General features: G+C 57.0%; 13 protein-coding genes. 8 read left to right on the top strand and 5 right to left on the bottom strand.

Annotated features, from left to right (window positions below):
• The first annotated feature begins 61 nt into the window (after positions 1-61).
• From AC1RSM_RS13340 to AC1RSM_RS13330, 3 genes are all read left to right on the top strand, one after another.
• A complete protein-coding gene (locus AC1RSM_RS13340; protein ID WP_492933035.1) occupies positions 62-529 on the top strand; it encodes a nuclear transport factor 2 family protein in 468 nt (155 codons plus the stop codon).
• Positions 530-777: 248 nt separating this feature from the next.
• Entirely contained in the window at positions 778-1,773 is a 996-nt protein-coding gene (locus AC1RSM_RS13335; protein WP_492933034.1) for a phosphate acetyltransferase, read from the top strand.
• The gene (locus tag AC1RSM_RS13330) at positions 1,770-2,957 is read left to right on the top strand and encodes an acetate/propionate family kinase (protein ID WP_492933033.1); all 1,188 of its coding nucleotides are present in this window, start codon (positions 1,770-1,772) and stop codon (positions 2,955-2,957) included. Before AC1RSM_RS13335 ends, AC1RSM_RS13330 begins: the two co-directional genes overlap by 4 nt.
• A 30-nt stretch (positions 2,958-2,987) precedes the next feature.
• Here AC1RSM_RS13330 and AC1RSM_RS13325 read toward each other — a convergent pair whose 3' ends face one another.
• Entirely contained in the window at positions 2,988-3,893 is a 906-nt protein-coding gene (locus tag AC1RSM_RS13325; RefSeq protein ID WP_492933032.1) for a LysR family transcriptional regulator, read from the bottom strand.
• A gap of 243 nt (positions 3,894-4,136) precedes the next feature.
• On the opposite strand from AC1RSM_RS13325, the gene hglS reads away from it, so the two are divergent.
• From hglS to AC1RSM_RS13305, 4 genes are all read left to right on the top strand, one after another.
• Positions 4,137-5,525, top strand: a complete 1,389-nt coding sequence (hglS, locus tag AC1RSM_RS13320; protein WP_492933031.1) for a 2-oxoadipate dioxygenase/decarboxylase HglS — start codon at positions 4,137-4,139, stop codon at positions 5,523-5,525.
• A complete protein-coding gene (locus tag AC1RSM_RS13315; RefSeq protein ID WP_492933030.1) occupies positions 5,522-6,805 on the top strand; it encodes an NAD(P)/FAD-dependent oxidoreductase in 1,284 nt (427 codons plus the stop codon). Before hglS ends, AC1RSM_RS13315 begins: the two co-directional genes overlap by 4 nt.
• Before the next feature lie 106 nt (positions 6,806-6,911).
• Positions 6,912-8,426: an L-piperidine-6-carboxylate dehydrogenase gene (amaB, locus tag AC1RSM_RS13310; RefSeq protein ID WP_492933029.1), complete on the top strand. Its 1,515-nt coding sequence runs from the start codon at positions 6,912-6,914 to the stop codon at positions 8,424-8,426.
• A gap of 167 nt (positions 8,427-8,593) precedes the next feature.
• Positions 8,594-9,997 (top strand): amino acid permease, encoded by a 1,404-nt coding sequence (locus AC1RSM_RS13305; RefSeq protein ID WP_492933028.1) that lies wholly within the window; start codon positions 8,594-8,596, stop codon positions 9,995-9,997.
• Between the two features lie 48 nt (positions 9,998-10,045).
• Here AC1RSM_RS13305 and AC1RSM_RS13300 read toward each other — a convergent pair whose 3' ends face one another.
• From AC1RSM_RS13300 to AC1RSM_RS13285, 4 genes are all read right to left on the bottom strand, one after another.
• Positions 10,046-11,347 (bottom strand): sulfate adenylyltransferase subunit 1, encoded by a 1,302-nt coding sequence (locus AC1RSM_RS13300; RefSeq protein WP_492933027.1) that lies wholly within the window; start codon positions 11,345-11,347, stop codon positions 10,046-10,048.
• Entirely contained in the window at positions 11,347-12,258 is a 912-nt protein-coding gene (gene cysD, locus AC1RSM_RS13295) for a sulfate adenylyltransferase subunit CysD (RefSeq protein ID WP_492933026.1), read from the bottom strand. Before cysD ends, AC1RSM_RS13300 begins: the two co-directional genes overlap by 1 nt.
• Before the next feature lie 9 nt (positions 12,259-12,267).
• The gene (locus AC1RSM_RS13290; RefSeq protein ID WP_492933025.1) at positions 12,268-13,005 is read right to left on the bottom strand and encodes a phosphoadenylyl-sulfate reductase; all 738 of its coding nucleotides are present in this window, start codon (positions 13,003-13,005) and stop codon (positions 12,268-12,270) included.
• A gap of 185 nt (positions 13,006-13,190) precedes the next feature.
• Positions 13,191-14,081, bottom strand: a complete 891-nt coding sequence (locus tag AC1RSM_RS13285) for a DMT family transporter (RefSeq protein ID WP_492933024.1) — start codon at positions 14,079-14,081, stop codon at positions 13,191-13,193.
• A 151-nt stretch (positions 14,082-14,232) separates the two neighbouring features.
• On the opposite strand from AC1RSM_RS13285, the gene AC1RSM_RS13280 reads away from it, so the two are divergent.
• Positions 14,233-15,669, top strand: coding sequence for an aminotransferase-like domain-containing protein (locus AC1RSM_RS13280; RefSeq protein ID WP_492933023.1), 1,437 nt, complete (start codon positions 14,233-14,235; stop codon positions 15,667-15,669).
• The last annotated feature ends 120 nt before the right edge of the window (positions 15,670-15,789 follow it).

The following is a 15,789-nucleotide window of genomic DNA, read 5'->3' as shown; positions in this document are numbered from 1 at the left end:
GTGTCCCGGCCTGAATTGCCGCTAGACTGTCTGGTCCACTTTTGTTTTCTAGGAGATCACTATGGAACAACGTCCTCCCCTGCCTCCTTTCAGTTTGGAGAGTGCTCGCCAGAAAGTGCGTGCCGCAGAAGATGCCTGGAACAGCCGTGATCCCGTCAAGGTGTCGCAGGCTTACACCGTTGATACTCGCTGGCGCAATCGCAGCGAATTTCCGTGGGGACGTGATCAGGTTCAGTCTTTTTTAGAGCGTAAATGGCAAAAAGAGCGTGAGTATCGCCTGATTAAAGAAGTGTGGGCCTGGCATGGAAATCGGATTGCCGTGCGTTTTGCCTATGAATGGCATGACGAATATGGCCAATGGTGGCGCAGTTATGGAAATGAAAATTGGGAATTTGATGAGCACGGTTATATGGCCGTACGTCACGCCAGTATTAATGATCTGGCCATCACGGAATCCGAGCGCAAGTTTCATTGGCCCCTGGGGCGTCGCCCTGATGAGCACCCTAGTTTGAGCGATTTAGACTTGTAAGGTCTGATTTGCAGCAGTTGCCTGAACGCGGGTTTTTGAATAAACGATGACAGCCTGTTGAAAATCCGGTTTACCGCATGGGTAAACCGGATTTTTTAATTCCCTAAGCTTTATGCTTCATTTAAGCGGCGAGCCAACCTTATATAGGCAAAATATTGAGGTTTCTCTGTTCGCAATCAAAGACAGGCGTACAGATAAATGGTTTAGTGTTGGGTTAGCCTTCTTTCATCTACAAGGAGTCATCTATCATGAATCACCCTGTTGGCTTGGGTTTGGCCCCGGCAGCTACGGATCGTACTGGGCCTTCCAGTCATTATTCCCGATTGATCAAACAGGCTCAGAAAGAGCACAGTCGGATTTGTGTGGTGGCTCATCCTTGCGATGATGTGTCTTTGGGCGCTGCCTTGCAGGCGCGTTCGGAAGGGCTGTTTGATATTGTTCTGGTGGGTCCGCAGGCGCGATTGCATGCAGTCGCTGCAGAGCACGGCTACAGCCTGGATGGCATAAACGTGATTGATACCCCGCATAGTCATGCTTCGGCAGAGGTTGCGGTCTCGGAAGTGTTGGCAGGTCGCGCTCAGTTGCTGATGAAAGGCAGTTTGCACACCGATGAACTGATCCAGGCGGTGCTGTGCACCCAGGGCAAGGGCCTGCGTACCGGCCGTCGTCTAAGCCATGTGTTCATCATGGATGTACCCAGCTATCCGGAACCGTTGTTTGTCACCGATGGTGCCATCAATATTTTCCCGGACCTCAGCACTAAAGCGGACATCGTGCAAAACGCCATTGATCTGCACCACGGTCTGGGCCTGGGCACTCCCCTGGTCGCCATTTTGTCGGCAGTCGAGCAAGTCACTGAAAAAATCCCGACAACTCTGGAGGCGGCGGCGCTGTGCAAAATGGCAGATCGCGGCCAGATTACGGGCGGTGTCTTGGATGGCCCCTTGGCTTTGGATAACGCCATCAGCCTTGAAGCGGCGCGTATCAAAGGCATCGTCTCGCCCGTGGCAGGCAGGGCGCAGATTCTGGTGGCTCCTGATCTGGAAGCGGGCAATATGCTGGCCAAAAACCTGACCTTTTTGTCGGGGGCGCAAGCTGCTGGCATCGTGATGGGCGCTCGCGTGCCAATTATTCTGACCAGTCGTGCAGACAGCGCTCAGACTCGCATGGCCTCCTGCGCGGTTGCCAGCATCTACGCGGGCTACCTGGAGCGCAAAATTGCACTGGAGGCTCAGAACTCATGAGCGAGCAGATTCTGGTCATTAACGCAGGCAGCTCCAGCCTGAAATTCCATATGTACAAGGTGCAGCCGGGCGACCAACTGGCCTTTGAGTTTGGCGGTCAGGTATCGGGCATTGGCAGTTCTCAACCTGCTTTCAAAGTGAAAGATGCTCAGGGTCAGGCGATGGTGCGTCAGGATCTGGATGGTGAACAGGCCAAAGATCTGCACACCGCCCAGGCTTTGGTGGCGCGTTGGTTGCTGGAACAGGTAGAGGGTCGGCCCATTGCTGTGGGTCACCGGATTGTGCACGGGGGCGCTCGCTACGACAGCAGTGTGCGCTTGACCCCGCAGGTGCTGGACTATCTGGATAGCTTGTCGCCGCTGGCTCCTTTGCATCAGCAAAATAATCTGGCCCCCGTGCGCGTTATTTTTGAGCACTACCCGGAAATCTTCCAGGTGGCTTGCCTGGACACGGCTTTTCACCAAGGGCATGCACCGCATTTGCAGCACTTTGCCTTGCCAGGCCGCTTCTACGAGCAGGGCGTAAGACGCTATGGCTTCCATGGCCTGTCCTACCACTATATTTCCCAGCATTTGCAGCGCCAGATGCCCGAGTTGGCCGATGGCCGCGTCGTCGTGGCGCACTTGGGTTCGGGAGCCTCTGCGTGCGCCTTGAAAGAAGGGCGCAGCATTCACACCACGATGGGCTTTACGGCCTTGGATGGTCTGCCTATGGGTACGCGTCCCGGCCGTCTGGATGCGGGCGTCGTGCTGTGGATGTTGGAGCAGGGCATGGAGCACGACGAGATTCAGTCCGTGCTGTATACCCAATCCGGCTTGAAAGGCTTGTCCGGGGATCAAGCAGATATGCGTGCGCTGGAGGCCTCGGATGATCCACGCGCCAAGTTGGCCGTGGACTACTTCTGCTATTACACGGCAGAAAATCTGGCCGGCCTGTGCGTGGCGTTGAAGGGATTGGATACCTTGGTATTCACCGCCGGTATTGGTGAACATAGCCCATCCATTCGTGCTGGTATTGCTGCGCATCTGGAGTGGTTGGGTGTGCAGATTGATCCGGCTCGCAATCAGGCAGGGGAAACCGTGATTTCTACCGATGACAGCCCGGTGCGAGTTCTGGTCATTCCGACGAACGAGGAACTGATCATTGCTGAGCAGTCCCTGGCTTTGGTGCGCGCCCAGTCTTAAAGCCCCAGTGTGGCTGCCGGGCCGGTCTTGCTAAGCGGGTTTTTGCTCGCGTGCAATTTCGCTTTGCAGCCACTGCCGGAAAGCCAGCAATGGCGGATAGTCGCCGCGCCCGGCAGGACATGCCAAGTAATAGGCTTCGGCATTCGGACAGGGGGAGTCCAGGGCGACAACAAGATCCCCCCGTTCCAACTCCTGCTTGAACAAAAAAGTAGGCAGTAAGGCAATCCCCAGGCTAGAGATAGCAGCTTGCGTAATGAGCGCAAACTGGTCGAGCAGCATGCCGTGAATCCGCACGCTTTCTACGCCGTTGACGCTGAACCAGCGCTCCCACGCATCAGGCCGGGAGACCAGATGCAGCAAGGGTGCCTTGAGCAAATCCGCTGCTGTCTGAAATTGATATTGTTCGCGCATGGCAACGCTACAGGCGGGCACTACCGTCTCCGACATCAGAAAATCCAGATTGGCTCCCGGCCAGTCGGGCAGACCATAGTGGATGGCCGCATCAACATTCTCCATCTGGAAGTCAAAAGGTTGCAGACGCGTCAGCAGGTTGATGGTGATGCCTGGGTGAGCGGCAACAAACTCCGGTAGCCGTGGCGCAAGCCAGCGAGTCCCAAAGGTTGGCAAGATGGCCAGATTAAGCGTTCCGCCGTGCGGATTGGCCTTGAATCCCAAGGTTGCGCTAGCAATGCGCCTGAGTGCATCACTCAGTTCCTGCGCGTAGGTGCTGCCTGCCTGAGTCAGACGGACGGTCTGGCGTTCCCTGATGAAAAGATCCGCACCGAGTATCCCTTCCAGCAGCCGGATCTGACGGCTGACGGCGCTTTGCGTCAGGTTCAGTTCGCCTGCAGCCGCCGTGAAACTGCCCAGCCGCGCAGCGGCTTCAAAGGCAATGAGAACGTGCATGGGTGGAAGAAAACGCTTGGGAATCGACATGCGGATTTGCTAAGGGAAAACGATGAATCATTCTAGTTGGGAATGACTTGAGTTGGAATCATCGTTTGACCCCTCCCGCCCCCGCTCACAGAATGGTATGCAAGATAGTTGAATATTTCAGGGTTCTAAGGTTTTGGCCTTTCTCTGCCCAGGTCTTGTTGGATGCCAGGGGCAGCGTGGAAGTGATTCACTAATGGACTGACCTTGCTTGGCAGCCGGGTCCAGTAATTTGCTGGCGGATCTATGCATACTCCTCTTTTTGTTTCCAAGGACGAAATCCGTTCCCGGTTCTCACGCGCCATGTCCGTGATGTATCAACAAGAGGTGCCGCAGTACGGTGCCTTGCTGAGCCTGGTGCACGATATCAATGCAGAGGTGCTTGATGCAGATCCGGCCTTGAAAAAAGCGCTGCAGCAGCAGTCGGAGCTTAATCGTCTGGATGTGGAGCGGCATGGCGCCATCCGGGTAGGCAGCCCGGCTGAATTGAAAGGCATTGCTCAAATCTTTGCCGTGATGGGCATGTATCCGGTGGGTTATTACGACTTGTCTGTTGCGGGCGTCCCGGTTCATTCCACTGCCTTTCGTCCTGTTGATGACGCAGCGCTGCAAATCAATCCCTTTCGGGTGTTTACCTCTTTGCTTCGATTAGAGCTGGTTGAGGATGAGCCGTTGCGCGAGCAGGCCGCCGCTATTTTGTCCAAGCGAAATATTTTCCCGCCGGGTCTGTTGGAACTGGCGGCACATGCACAAGCTGTGGGTGGTCTGACCGAGTCGCAGCTTGACGAGTTTGTGGCCGCAGCCACAGAGATTTTTTGCTGGCATCGTGAGGCGACGGTGGATCATGAAACGTATCGCAAATTGCATGATGCGCACCGGCTGGTGGCGGACGTTGTCTGTTTCAAAGGGCCACACATCAATCACCTGACCCCCAGGACTTTAGATATAGACGCGGCACAAGCAGCCATGCCGCAACGGGGCATTCCCGCTAAAGAGCTTATCGAGGGGCCACCACGTCGGCAGCATCCTATTCTCTTGCGTCAGACCAGCTTCAAGGCCCTGGAAGAGGAGATTGAATTTACCGGACAGGGCCAGGCAGGCTCTCATACCGCCCGTTTTGGCGAGATCGAGCAGCGCGGCGTGGCCTTGACTCAGGAGGGCAGAGCGCTTTACGACAGCTTGTTGGCGCAGGTTCGGGACGCCGAGCAGCAAGGGGCGGACACCTGTTCATACACCGAGCGCCTGCAACACGCCTTTAGGCAATTTCCTGATGACTTGTACGCCATGTACGAAGGCGGATTGGCTTTCTTCCGCTTTCAGATACAGGACGACAAGGCTTGGCAGCAGCTGTTGGCTTCTGGGCGGCCTTGGAATCTTCCTGAGTGGGTCAAGCGAGGAGCCGTGGCTCTGGTGCCTATCACTTACGAAGACTTTTTGCCTGTTAGCGCGGCGGGCATCTTTCAGTCGAACCTGGGGGATGCAGAGCAGAAGTCCTATGCGTCGCAGGCAGCGCGCTCTGAGTTTGAGGCCAGTCTGGGCAGGCCCGTGCTGGATGAAATTGAGCTGTACCGCGTCGCTCAGGCACGCTCAGAACACGCCTTGCATCAGCGTTTTTTGACGGAGTCTGCAACATGAGGGCGGACGAGCGCAGTCATGGCTTGTGGCAGGCTTCTGCGCCACCCGCTCCGGCGTGCGAGCGCTTGCAAGGCCAGGTCAAGGCGGATGTGGCCGTTATAGGCGCAGGATTCACCGGCTTGTCTGCCGCCTTGCATTTAGCCCAGGCGGGGGCTCGTGTGGTGGTCTTGGAAGGAGCGCAGATTGGTTTTGGGGGGTCGGGCCGAAACGTGGGTCTGGTCAACGCTGGTCTGTGGGTTATGCCCGAGGTATTGATCAAGACGCTGGGCTCGCATTACGGAGATCGCTTGTTGCAGTTGCTGGGTGGCGCACCGGGTGCCGTTTATGACTTGATCGCTCAGCATCAGATTGAATGCCAGGCTGTGCGTGCCGGTACTTTGCATTGCGCGGTGGGACAGCGCGGTTTGCGCAATATTCAGGAGCGCTGGCGCCAGTGGAGTGACATCGGCGCGCCGGTGGAGTTGCTAGATCAACAGGAAATTGCTGCAGCGACGGGAACCACGGCGTATGCGGGCGGCTTGCTGGATCGGCGGGCAGGAACGCTGCAACCGTTGGCCTATGTTCGTGGTTTGGCGCAGGCCGCGCTGAATGCGGGCGCCCGACTTCATGAGCGCAGCGCAGTCAAGCGGGTTGAGGATGGCAAGACGCACTGGGTGCTGCAGACCGACGAGGGTGAAGTTCTGGCCCCCTGGGTCGTGGTGGCGACCAATGCGTATACCAGCGATGTGTGGCCAGCCCTGCCAGCCGAGCTAGTACGCCTGCCTTATTTCAACTTGGCCACTCAGCCACTGGCCCCAGAGCTACGCGCCCAAATCCTGCCGGGCGGGCAGGGAGCCTGGGACACGCGTTCTGTCTTGTCCTCATACCGCTTTGATCAGGCCGGACGCCTGGTGTTCGGCAGCGTGGGCGCATTACGTAAAAGCGGCCTGTCCGTGCATAAGGCCTGGGCTAAACGTGCTTTGACGCAATTGTTTCCAGCTTTGCGGGACGTGCAGTTTGACTATGAATGGTACGGATGGATAGGTACGACCTCCGATGCTTTGCCCCGGTTTCACCAGCTGGAGCGGCAAGTCTTGTCATTCAGTGGCTATAACGGGCGCGGCATTGCTCCGGGCACGATCTTTGGGCGTGAGCTGGCGCATCTGATTTTGGGGCGCAGCGCTTTGGAGGACCTGCCCTTGCCGGTGACTCCGCTCAAGCCAGCCTCTGGCAAATACCTTAAGGAAGCGGCATACGAGTATGGCGCGCAGTTGACGCACCTTGTCGGTGCCCGATGCTAATCACTGTCAGCGGCAGATCTGATTTCCCTGACAACAGAGTTTTTTTCTTTAGGAATGGCAGCTCATTGGGAGGCCGATATTCCACACTTTTTTATGGGGTACATGCATGACTCACACAGCCGAACTCGCGCGTTCCACCTTGGCCCGATTGGGCGTGACAACTGCTCTTGATGCTCAGGGCGGCATGTCAGTAACGTCGCCCATTGATGGCGGCATCCTGGCTAGCTTGAAGCCCCATAGCAATGAAGAAGTCAACGAGACGATTGCCCGTGCTCATCATGCTTGGCAGTCGTGGCGTACTGTTCCCGCTCCCCGTAGAGGTGAACTGGTTCGCCTGCTGGGGCAGGAACTGCGCGCCGAGAAGCAAGCCTTGGGACAGATCATTTCGCTGGAAGCGGGGAAAGTGACCAGTGAAGGCTTGGGCGAAGTTCAGGAAATGATTGATATCTGCGATTTTGCCGTGGGTCTGTCCCGCCAGCTTTATGGCCTGACGATTGCTTCTGAGCGGCCAGGCCATCGCATGTTGGAAACCTGGCATCCGCTGGGGGTGGTGGGGGTGATTACGGCATTTAACTTTCCCATGGCAGTTTGGGCCTGGAACACCACATTGGCCTTGGTGTGCGGTGATACCGTCATTTGGAAACCATCAGAAAAAGCGCCTCTGTCTGCTCTGGCCTGCCAAGCCGTATTCGAGCGGGCATTGGCCCGTTTTGAAGCCGGGCCATCCCATCTGAGTCAGGTGCTTATTGGCGGCCGTGAACTGGGTGAGGCCATGGTGGACGATGCGCGGGTGGCCCTGGTGTCGGCCACCGGTAGCACGCGTATGGGACGAGAGGTCGGCCCCCGGGTGGCGCGCCGTTTTGGTCGCGTTCTGCTGGAGCTGGGGGGAAATAACGCGGTCATTGTGACGCCTAGTGCAGATTTGGATCTGGCGGTGCAAGGCATTGTCTTTGCGGCAGTGGGCACAGCGGGGCAGCGTTGCACCACCACACGGCGCTTGATCGTGCATCACAGCATCAAAGAGCAACTGGTGGAACGACTCAAGCAGGGGTATGCCAAGCTCAAGATCGGCAATCCCTTGGAGGAAGGCACGCTGCTGGGGCCCTTGGTGGATCAGGCTGCTTTCGAGGCGATGCAATCTTCACTGGATGCGGCGCGCTCTGAAGGCGGGCGTGTGACTGGCGGTGAACGAGTGCTGGAGGATGAGTTTTCTTCAGCGTATTACGTCAGGCCAGCCATTGTGGAAATGGATCAGCAGACCGACACGGTACGGCACGAGACCTTTGCGCCTATTTTGTATGTGATGAGCTACGACGATCTGTCCGAGGCACTGGCTATTCAAAATGACGTTCCGCAAGGTTTGTCGTCCGCCATTTTCAGCAATGACCTGCGTGAAACAGAAGCGTTCCTGTCGGTAATCGGTTCTGACTGCGGCATTGCCAACGTCAATATTGGTACTTCCGGGGCGGAAATTGGCGGTGCTTTCGGCGGGGACAAGGAAACTGGCGGGGGGCGGGAGTCCGGTTCCGATGCCTGGCGTGCTTATATGCGCCGCGCCACCAATACCATCAACTATTCACGTGAATTGCCTTTGGCGCAGGGCGTGAAGTTCGATCTTTGATGCAGATCCTACGGTAAGGGGAGAAGCCCTTGTCTGCCACCGGCAGGGGCTTAAACCCATAAAGGGTATCGCAGCCGGACGTGGTCCCACACCACGCAAAAAACAGTGGGTGGTGGTCAAGGCGGGAAAGATTCTCCTGCCAATTCAATAAAAGCGGGGAGACAACAATGACCATACCGAAACAGGTAGGCCAGGGTGCGCTCGCGCACGGCCTGAACTCAAGACAGATGTCCATGATCTCCATCGCGGGGATCATTGGTGCCGGGCTTTTCATTGGATCAGCCAATGCCATCTCCAAAACCGGGCCCGCGGCGGTGCTGTCCTATATCTTGACGGGTGCGCTGGTATTACTGGTCATGCGCATGCTGGGTGAGATGGCCGTCGCCAACCCTGATAGTGGCTCGTTTTCCACCTACGCAGCGCGGGCAATCGGACCGTGGGCCGGCTTTTCCATCGGCTGGTTGTACTGGTGGTTTTGGGGTCTGATCATTCCTGTAGAGGCCATTGCAGGCGCCAATATCTTGCACCAATGGATGCCGGACATACCGTCTTGGGCATTTACCATTGTCATCATGGTTGCCTTGTCGGCCACGAATTTGTTCAGCGTCAAAAACTTTGGTGAGTTTGAGTTCTGGTTTGCCTTGATCAAGGTGCTGGCCATCATCGCTTTTATTGTGGCGTGTATTTGTGCCTTGACCGGATTCTGGCCTTGGGTAGAGGGCGGTAAGGTGCCAGTGGTTCCGGTGTTCAGCAATTTCGCGCCGCATGGCATGGGGGCGGTGTTGGCTGGGATATTGATCACGATGTTTTCATTTTTTGGGGCGGAAATCGTGACGATTGCTGCCGCCGAAACAGACAGACCCCAAGAAAGAATACGCAAAGCGACCAATCTGGTGGTCTATCGTATCTCCCTGTTCTATGTGCTGTCGATTTCCTTGATCGTGCTGATTGTGGGCTATGACGACCCCCGATTGTTGGAGGTCGGTTCATTTCAGCGCACGTTGGAGGTACTTAAATTACCGGAGGCCAAGCTGATTGTGGATGTGGTGGTCCTGGTTGCCGTCACTTCCTGCATGAACTCCGGTCTGTATACGGCCTCTCGCATGATTTATTCCTTGTCCGTCCGTGGCGACGCTCCCTCTTGCATCGCAAAAGTATCGTCCAAGGGAGTTCCGTATTACGCCGTCATCGTGTCCACACTGGCTGGTTTTGTAGGGTGTTTGGTGAACTACCTGTTGCCTGGTCAGGTGTTTTCGTTCTTGCTGTCCACGACAGGGGCGATTGCCTTGCTGGTCTACTTGGTCATTGCCGTGTCCCAACTATTGTCGCGGCGCGCTGCAGAAAAGAATGGCATCGACTTGCCGTTCAAAATGTGGCTGTTTCCCTGGCTGACGTATTTGTCGATTGTGCTGATTCTGGCGGTGCTGGTCTATATGGCCATGGTGGAGGAATACCGCTACCAGTTGGCGATGACTTTGGGTGTCAGTGCGTGCATTGTGTTGGCGGCTTTTATCAAACTCAGACGCAGCGCAAAACCGCTGCGGTTGATCCGCAAGCAATCGCCTCTATAACTTGAAGCAGCGCTTGCGGCAGGGCTGGTGCCTGCCGCAAGTTTTTCGTTAAGCGCGCTGTTGGACCAGACCGGCAGCGACGGTCTGGTTGGTGCTGGGATCGATCAAGATGAACGATCCTGTGCTGGAGTGGTCTTGGTAGTCATCCAGCACCAGCGGGTCGCGGGTGACCAGGCTAACGCGGCCAATATCATTTAAGGCCAGCGTGCCTGCCGCCTCTTGTTCTTGCAGGCTCTGTACATCGCGCAGGGCATGGACGGCCTGCACTTTGGCTTGAGTCAGGCGTGTGCCTTGCTTCAACCAGTAGGAGCGGGTGGTGTTCAAAGCCTGCTCGTCCAGCCAGCAAAGCTGAGCGTCAAAGTTCTTGCTGGTGCTGACTTCGTCGTGTGCCAGCGTCAACAGGTCTCCACGGGAAATATCCAGCTCACGGTCCAGAACCAGTGTGACGGCATCCCCGTCGCTGACGTGGGTTTGCTCCTGGCCTGCGCGGAACAGTTGCGTCACAACGGCTGTTTTAGCGCTGGGCCAGACCTGCACACTATCTCCCACCTGAATGCGGCCGCCATTCAGTTGTCCGGCATAGCCACGGAAACCGTCCGCACTGCTACCGCCGTGGCGCGCCACCCACTGCACAAACAGACGGGCAGGGCGTTGAATGTCCTCGCGCAAATCCAGCGACTCCAGCAAAGGCAGCAGTGGCAGCCCGGTATACCAGGATGTGTGCGGCGAGGCCTTGGTGATGTTCTCGCCTTTCAGGGCCGAGAGCGGAATGATGTGAAAGTGCTCAATGCCCAGTTGTTCTGCCAGTTGGCGATAGGCTTGGTGAATACGGTCGAACACGGCCTGATCCCAATCCACCAGATCCATTTTGTTGACCGCCACCACAATATGGCGCAGCCCCAACAGTTTGGCGACTGTGCTGTGGCGTTTGGTTTGTGTCAGCAGCTGGCCGTCTTTGGCGCGGTGAGCGTCAATCAGAATAATGGCAGCCTGAGCAGTGGACGCACCCGTAATCATATTGCGGGTGTACTGCTCATGACCGGGGGTGTCGGCCATAATGAACTTGCGTTTGGGCGTTGCAAAGTAGCGGTAGGCGACATCAATGGTGATGCCTTGTTCGCGTTCGGCTTCCAGCCCATCGGTCAGCAAGGCCAGATCGGGCTCGGCGTCTTCGCCACGCTTGTATTTGGAACGCTGAATGGCGGCGATCTGGTCGGCAAACACCCCTTGGCTGTCCACCAGCAAACGGCCTATCAAGGTGGATTTTCCATCGTCCACGGAGCCAGCGGTAATCAGGCGCAGCACGCCCTGATCGGCTGCTTGAAGCCAAGCATCATTGACTGTGTTCATTAGAAATATCCTTGTTTCTTGCGGTGTTCCATCGAAGCTTCGGAGGTCTGGTCATCCATGCGCGTTGCGCCGCGCTCGGTAATGGTGGCCAAGGCTGTTTCAGCAATAATGTCTTGCACAGAGGCGGCGGTAGAGAGCACCGGGCAGGTGCAGGAAATATCGCCCACCGTACGAAAGCGCACATCACGCCATTCGGACGCTTCGCCTTCTTGCAAAGGGGTCAGCGGGGTGATGGGAACGATCAAGCCTTGTCGCTCCACCACTTCGCGCGAGTGGGTGTAGTAAATGGACGGCAGATCAATGGCTTCACGTTGTATGTATTGCCACACATCCAGCTCAGTCCAGTTGGAGATGGGGAACACACGCAGGTTTTCGCCTTTGTGAATGCGGGTATTGAATAAGTGCCACAGCTCCGGGCGCTGAGCCTTGGGGTCCCACTGGCCAAACTCATCGCGAAAGGACACGATGCGCTCTTTGGCGCGGGCTTTTTCTTCGTCCCGGCGTGCTCCGCCAAAACAGGCATCAAAGCCAAATTCAGAAATGGCTTCCAGCAGAGTGACTGCCTGGGCCCCGTTGCGGCTGGAGGTTTCGTGACGCAGCACGACTGTGCCGCGCGCGATGGAGTCTTCCACGCTGCGCACGATCAAGTCGGCATTCAATTCAGCGGCGCGCCGATCCCGAAACTCGATCACTTCCGGGTAGTTGTGGCCGGTGTCTACGTGCAGCAAAGGGAAAGGCAGGGGGCCGGGCGCAAAGGCTTTTTGGGCCAGTTGCAGTAGAACGGCAGAATCCTTGCCGCCCGAGAACAGCAGCACAGGTTTTTCAGCTTCGGCGGCGATTTCGCGCAGAATAAAAATGGCCTCGGCTTCGAGCCAGTCCAGGTGAGTACGGGTGGAGAGTGGTTCGCCCATGAGTTTCCTTCAGGTGTTGACGCTGCTGTTCAGGTTGCTGGCATGCAAGCCGCATTCCAGACTGTCACGCTGTTCCCACCACCAGCGCCCGGCGCGCACGTCTTCGCCAGGGCGGATGGCGCGCGTACAGGGTTCGCAGCCTATGGAGGGGTAGCCTTGGTCATGCAAGGGGTTGTAGGGAATGTCCAGCCCGCGGATCACCGTCCAGACATCGTCCTGGTGCCATTCGATCAGGGGGTTGAATTTGTGCAGGCCAAAGACCTTGTCGTATTCCTGGCTGGCCAGTTCTGTACGGCTGGCTGTTTGTTCCCGGCGCTGGCCGGTAATCCAGGCCGACCGGCCCTGCAAGGCACGGCGCAAGGGCTCGACTTTGCGGATCTGACAGCACTCTTTACGCAGTTCCACGCTTTCATAAAAGGCGTGCGTGCCATGTGTTTGAACGTGCTCCTGAACGCGGTCCGGATCAGGATGAAAAAACAGAATGGGACGTTCGTAGTGCTGCTGAATATCTTTGCCCAGCTGCAAGGTTTCATCGTGCAGGCGGCCAGTATCCAAAGTGACGGTTTGCAATTCGGGGGTGTAGATGGACATGGCGTGAAACAGCACCATGTCTTCTGCAGCCAAGGAACTGGCCAGAACGGCATCGGGGTATTCGTGCGCGATTTGCTGTAAATCGTCGCGCAGTCGCTTCCACAGCATCAGGGGCCGGGCGCTCAGTGCAAGCGCAGCAGGGGCTTGGGCGGGCATGATCAGATGTCCTTGCGGCAATACCAGTGCCGGCCCAGCTTGAAATAGCGTTGCGGGGCCGCCTTATCGCCTTACATGGTTCACGGGATGATGAGCCAGTGTGCTTGCGCGAGCCCTCGCAGGGAACGAAGTATTAGTTAGGTGAATATGCCCTTGCTGTATTTAGCCGCCTTGCCAGTTTTATTTCAGGCACGTCGGCTGGCCGCAATAATGGCAATAATCAGTACGCAAGACAGCCAGGTCAGCAGGTCTACTTGCTCGCTAAGCCACAGGGCAGAAATCAGTACGGTCAGAAAGGGCTGGGCCAGTTGAACCTGACCAATACGGGCCACACCGCCCATGGCCATCGCCTTGTACCAGGGGAAAAAGCCCAGCAAGGATGAGAACAGGGCCAGGTAGAGCAGCGCCATCAACGATTGCGAGGAAGGCGCTTCGGTCATGGGCAAAGCCAGCCACAGTGTCGCTGGAATGGTCAGGGGCAGGCTGGCGGTCAGGCTCCAGCAAATCGTGCGCCAACCACCCAGCGTGCGGGCAACGCGGCCCCCTTCTGCATAGCCTACGCCAGACATGAACACGGCCAAGGCCAGCCAAAGGTCGCCGGTTTGCAGTGCGCCTTCGCCAATATAGATGGCGTAGAGCAGCACCAGCAAAGCCCCCAGCAAGCTCAGCAACCAGAATCGACGGCTTAGGGATTCGCCACTACGGGCGGCGCTGACGATGGCGGTCGCCAGGGGGATCAGGCCGCTCAGAACGGCGCCGTGGGAGGACGGTACGGTCTGCATGGCAATGGATGAGAACACGGGCCAGCCTACGATCACGCCAGTACAGGACAAGCCAATTCCCCGCCACTCTGCGGCGTTAGGGCGACGACTGCGAGTAGCCAATAGAATCACTGCCGCAAACACGCCGGCGATACTGGCACGGGCCATCCCGATCAGCCAGGGATCAAAGCTTTGAACCGCCAGCCGTGTCATGGGCAGGGTAAAGGCAAAGACCATGACCCCGATAAAGGCGTACAGATAAATCAGTAAGGCGGGGGCAGAACTGGGAAGGGGAAGGCTGGCGCTGCGGCTCATGAAAATCACCACGAATGAAAAATAAGTTCAGGACAGCTTTGAGCTTAAAATAAATAAGCGATACAGTTGCTGTACAGTTGGGCAATCACTTGCTCAGGCTGTATCGGTCAAATCTCCGCTACAGTCAGTTTTTCTTTGAAAGGCCCGCATCATGGAATGGTTGGATTGGCAGCCCGTCAGGAGTTCGGACGTCACCTTGAGCGATCAACTGGTCGCCTGGGTGCAGCAAGCCCTGCATTTGCGCTATCGGGGCGGCAGCCGTTTGCCCTCGGTGCGAGGCCTGGCCCGGTCTGCAGGTGTCAGTACTCATACAGTGGTAGCGGCTTACGACAAATTGATGGCTCAGGGGCTGGTGGAGTCCCGGCCCGGCGCGGGCTTTTTCGTGCGGGTTCGCAGCCCCCGGCGTTTGCGTTCCGAGTCCTTGCATGTGGAAAAGAACGAGCCGCGCAAGATCGATGTGAACTGGATGTTGAACAGTTTCATGGGACATAGCGACAGCGCCGGCATTCCCAGACAGTGGCTGGACAATGACATGATTTTGTCGGCACTGCGGCAGGTCAGTCGCAGTGCGGGCTCGAACCTGCTGGGCTACGGACATTCGCATGGTTACCGTCCTTTGCGTCAGCACATTGCGGGGCAATTGGAGGACAGTGGCATACAGGTCGATCCTGATACCCAGCTGATGTTATGCGGTGGGGTCACCCAGGCGCTGGATTTGCTCTTGCGCCACTGGTTGCGTCCTGGTGATGCCGTGGTTGTGGAAGATCCTGCCTGGTATCTGCTCTTTGCTCGCCTGGCGGTGGTGGACGTCCGCGTGTTTAGTGTCCCGCGTCGGGCTGATGGGCCGGATTTGGCGGTACTGGAACAGTTGGCACGCGAGCATCGCCCACGTCTGGTGATCTTGAATACCGTCGTGCATAACCCGACAGGTTTTAGCTTGAGTCCTGCGGTGGCTCACGGCATTCTGACTCTGGCTCAGACTTGGGATTTCCACATTATTGAAGACGACACTTACAGCGAGCTGCATGCTCATCCTGCGTGTCGTCTGGCACAGTTGGATCAACTCAATCGCGTCACTCTGGTGGGCGGCTATTCCAAGGTGATGGCGGCTGGCCTGCGAGTGTCTTATATGGCGGCTGCGCCCGACTTATTGCAGGCCCTGGTCAATTTGAAAATGCTGGCGGGCCTGACCTCGCCTGAACTAAGCGAGCGGGTGATCCACCGCGTCTTGGTAGACGGGCCTTATCGCAAGCATTTGGAGCGGCTGCGGCGTCACGCGGATAGTGACAGGCAGCGCACGCTGGATCAACTGGCTCAATTGGGCCTGGCGCCCGATGCACCCCCGCAAGCAGGCATGTTTGTATGGGTGAATACCGGTTTGGATACGGAGCGCCTCGTGCGTGATTTGGGTCGTCCGGGGCATTTGCTGGTGCCCGGGGCCTTGTTTTCCCCGCAACAGCAACCATCTACTTATATACGCATCAACGTCTCTTTAGGCGACGATGCGCAGTTTTGGTGTGACTTTGCCCGCTGTTTAGAGGCCGCCCGGCAGACTTCCCCTACGGTGCCCAGCGAAATAGCCTTATAGCTTGAACGCTGATTTTGCACTGTCATCTAGCTCTGTTAGCATAAGCCTGTGCTGCGCATGGATTGAATTTCTATGCAAAGCGCGATAGCTAATAGCAATGAACACTATTGCATTAATCAA

The sequence above is a fragment of the Alcaligenes sp. GW821-FHT11D07 genome, assembly GCF_058808495.1.
This window is presented reverse-complemented; position numbering and strand designations above follow the sequence as displayed.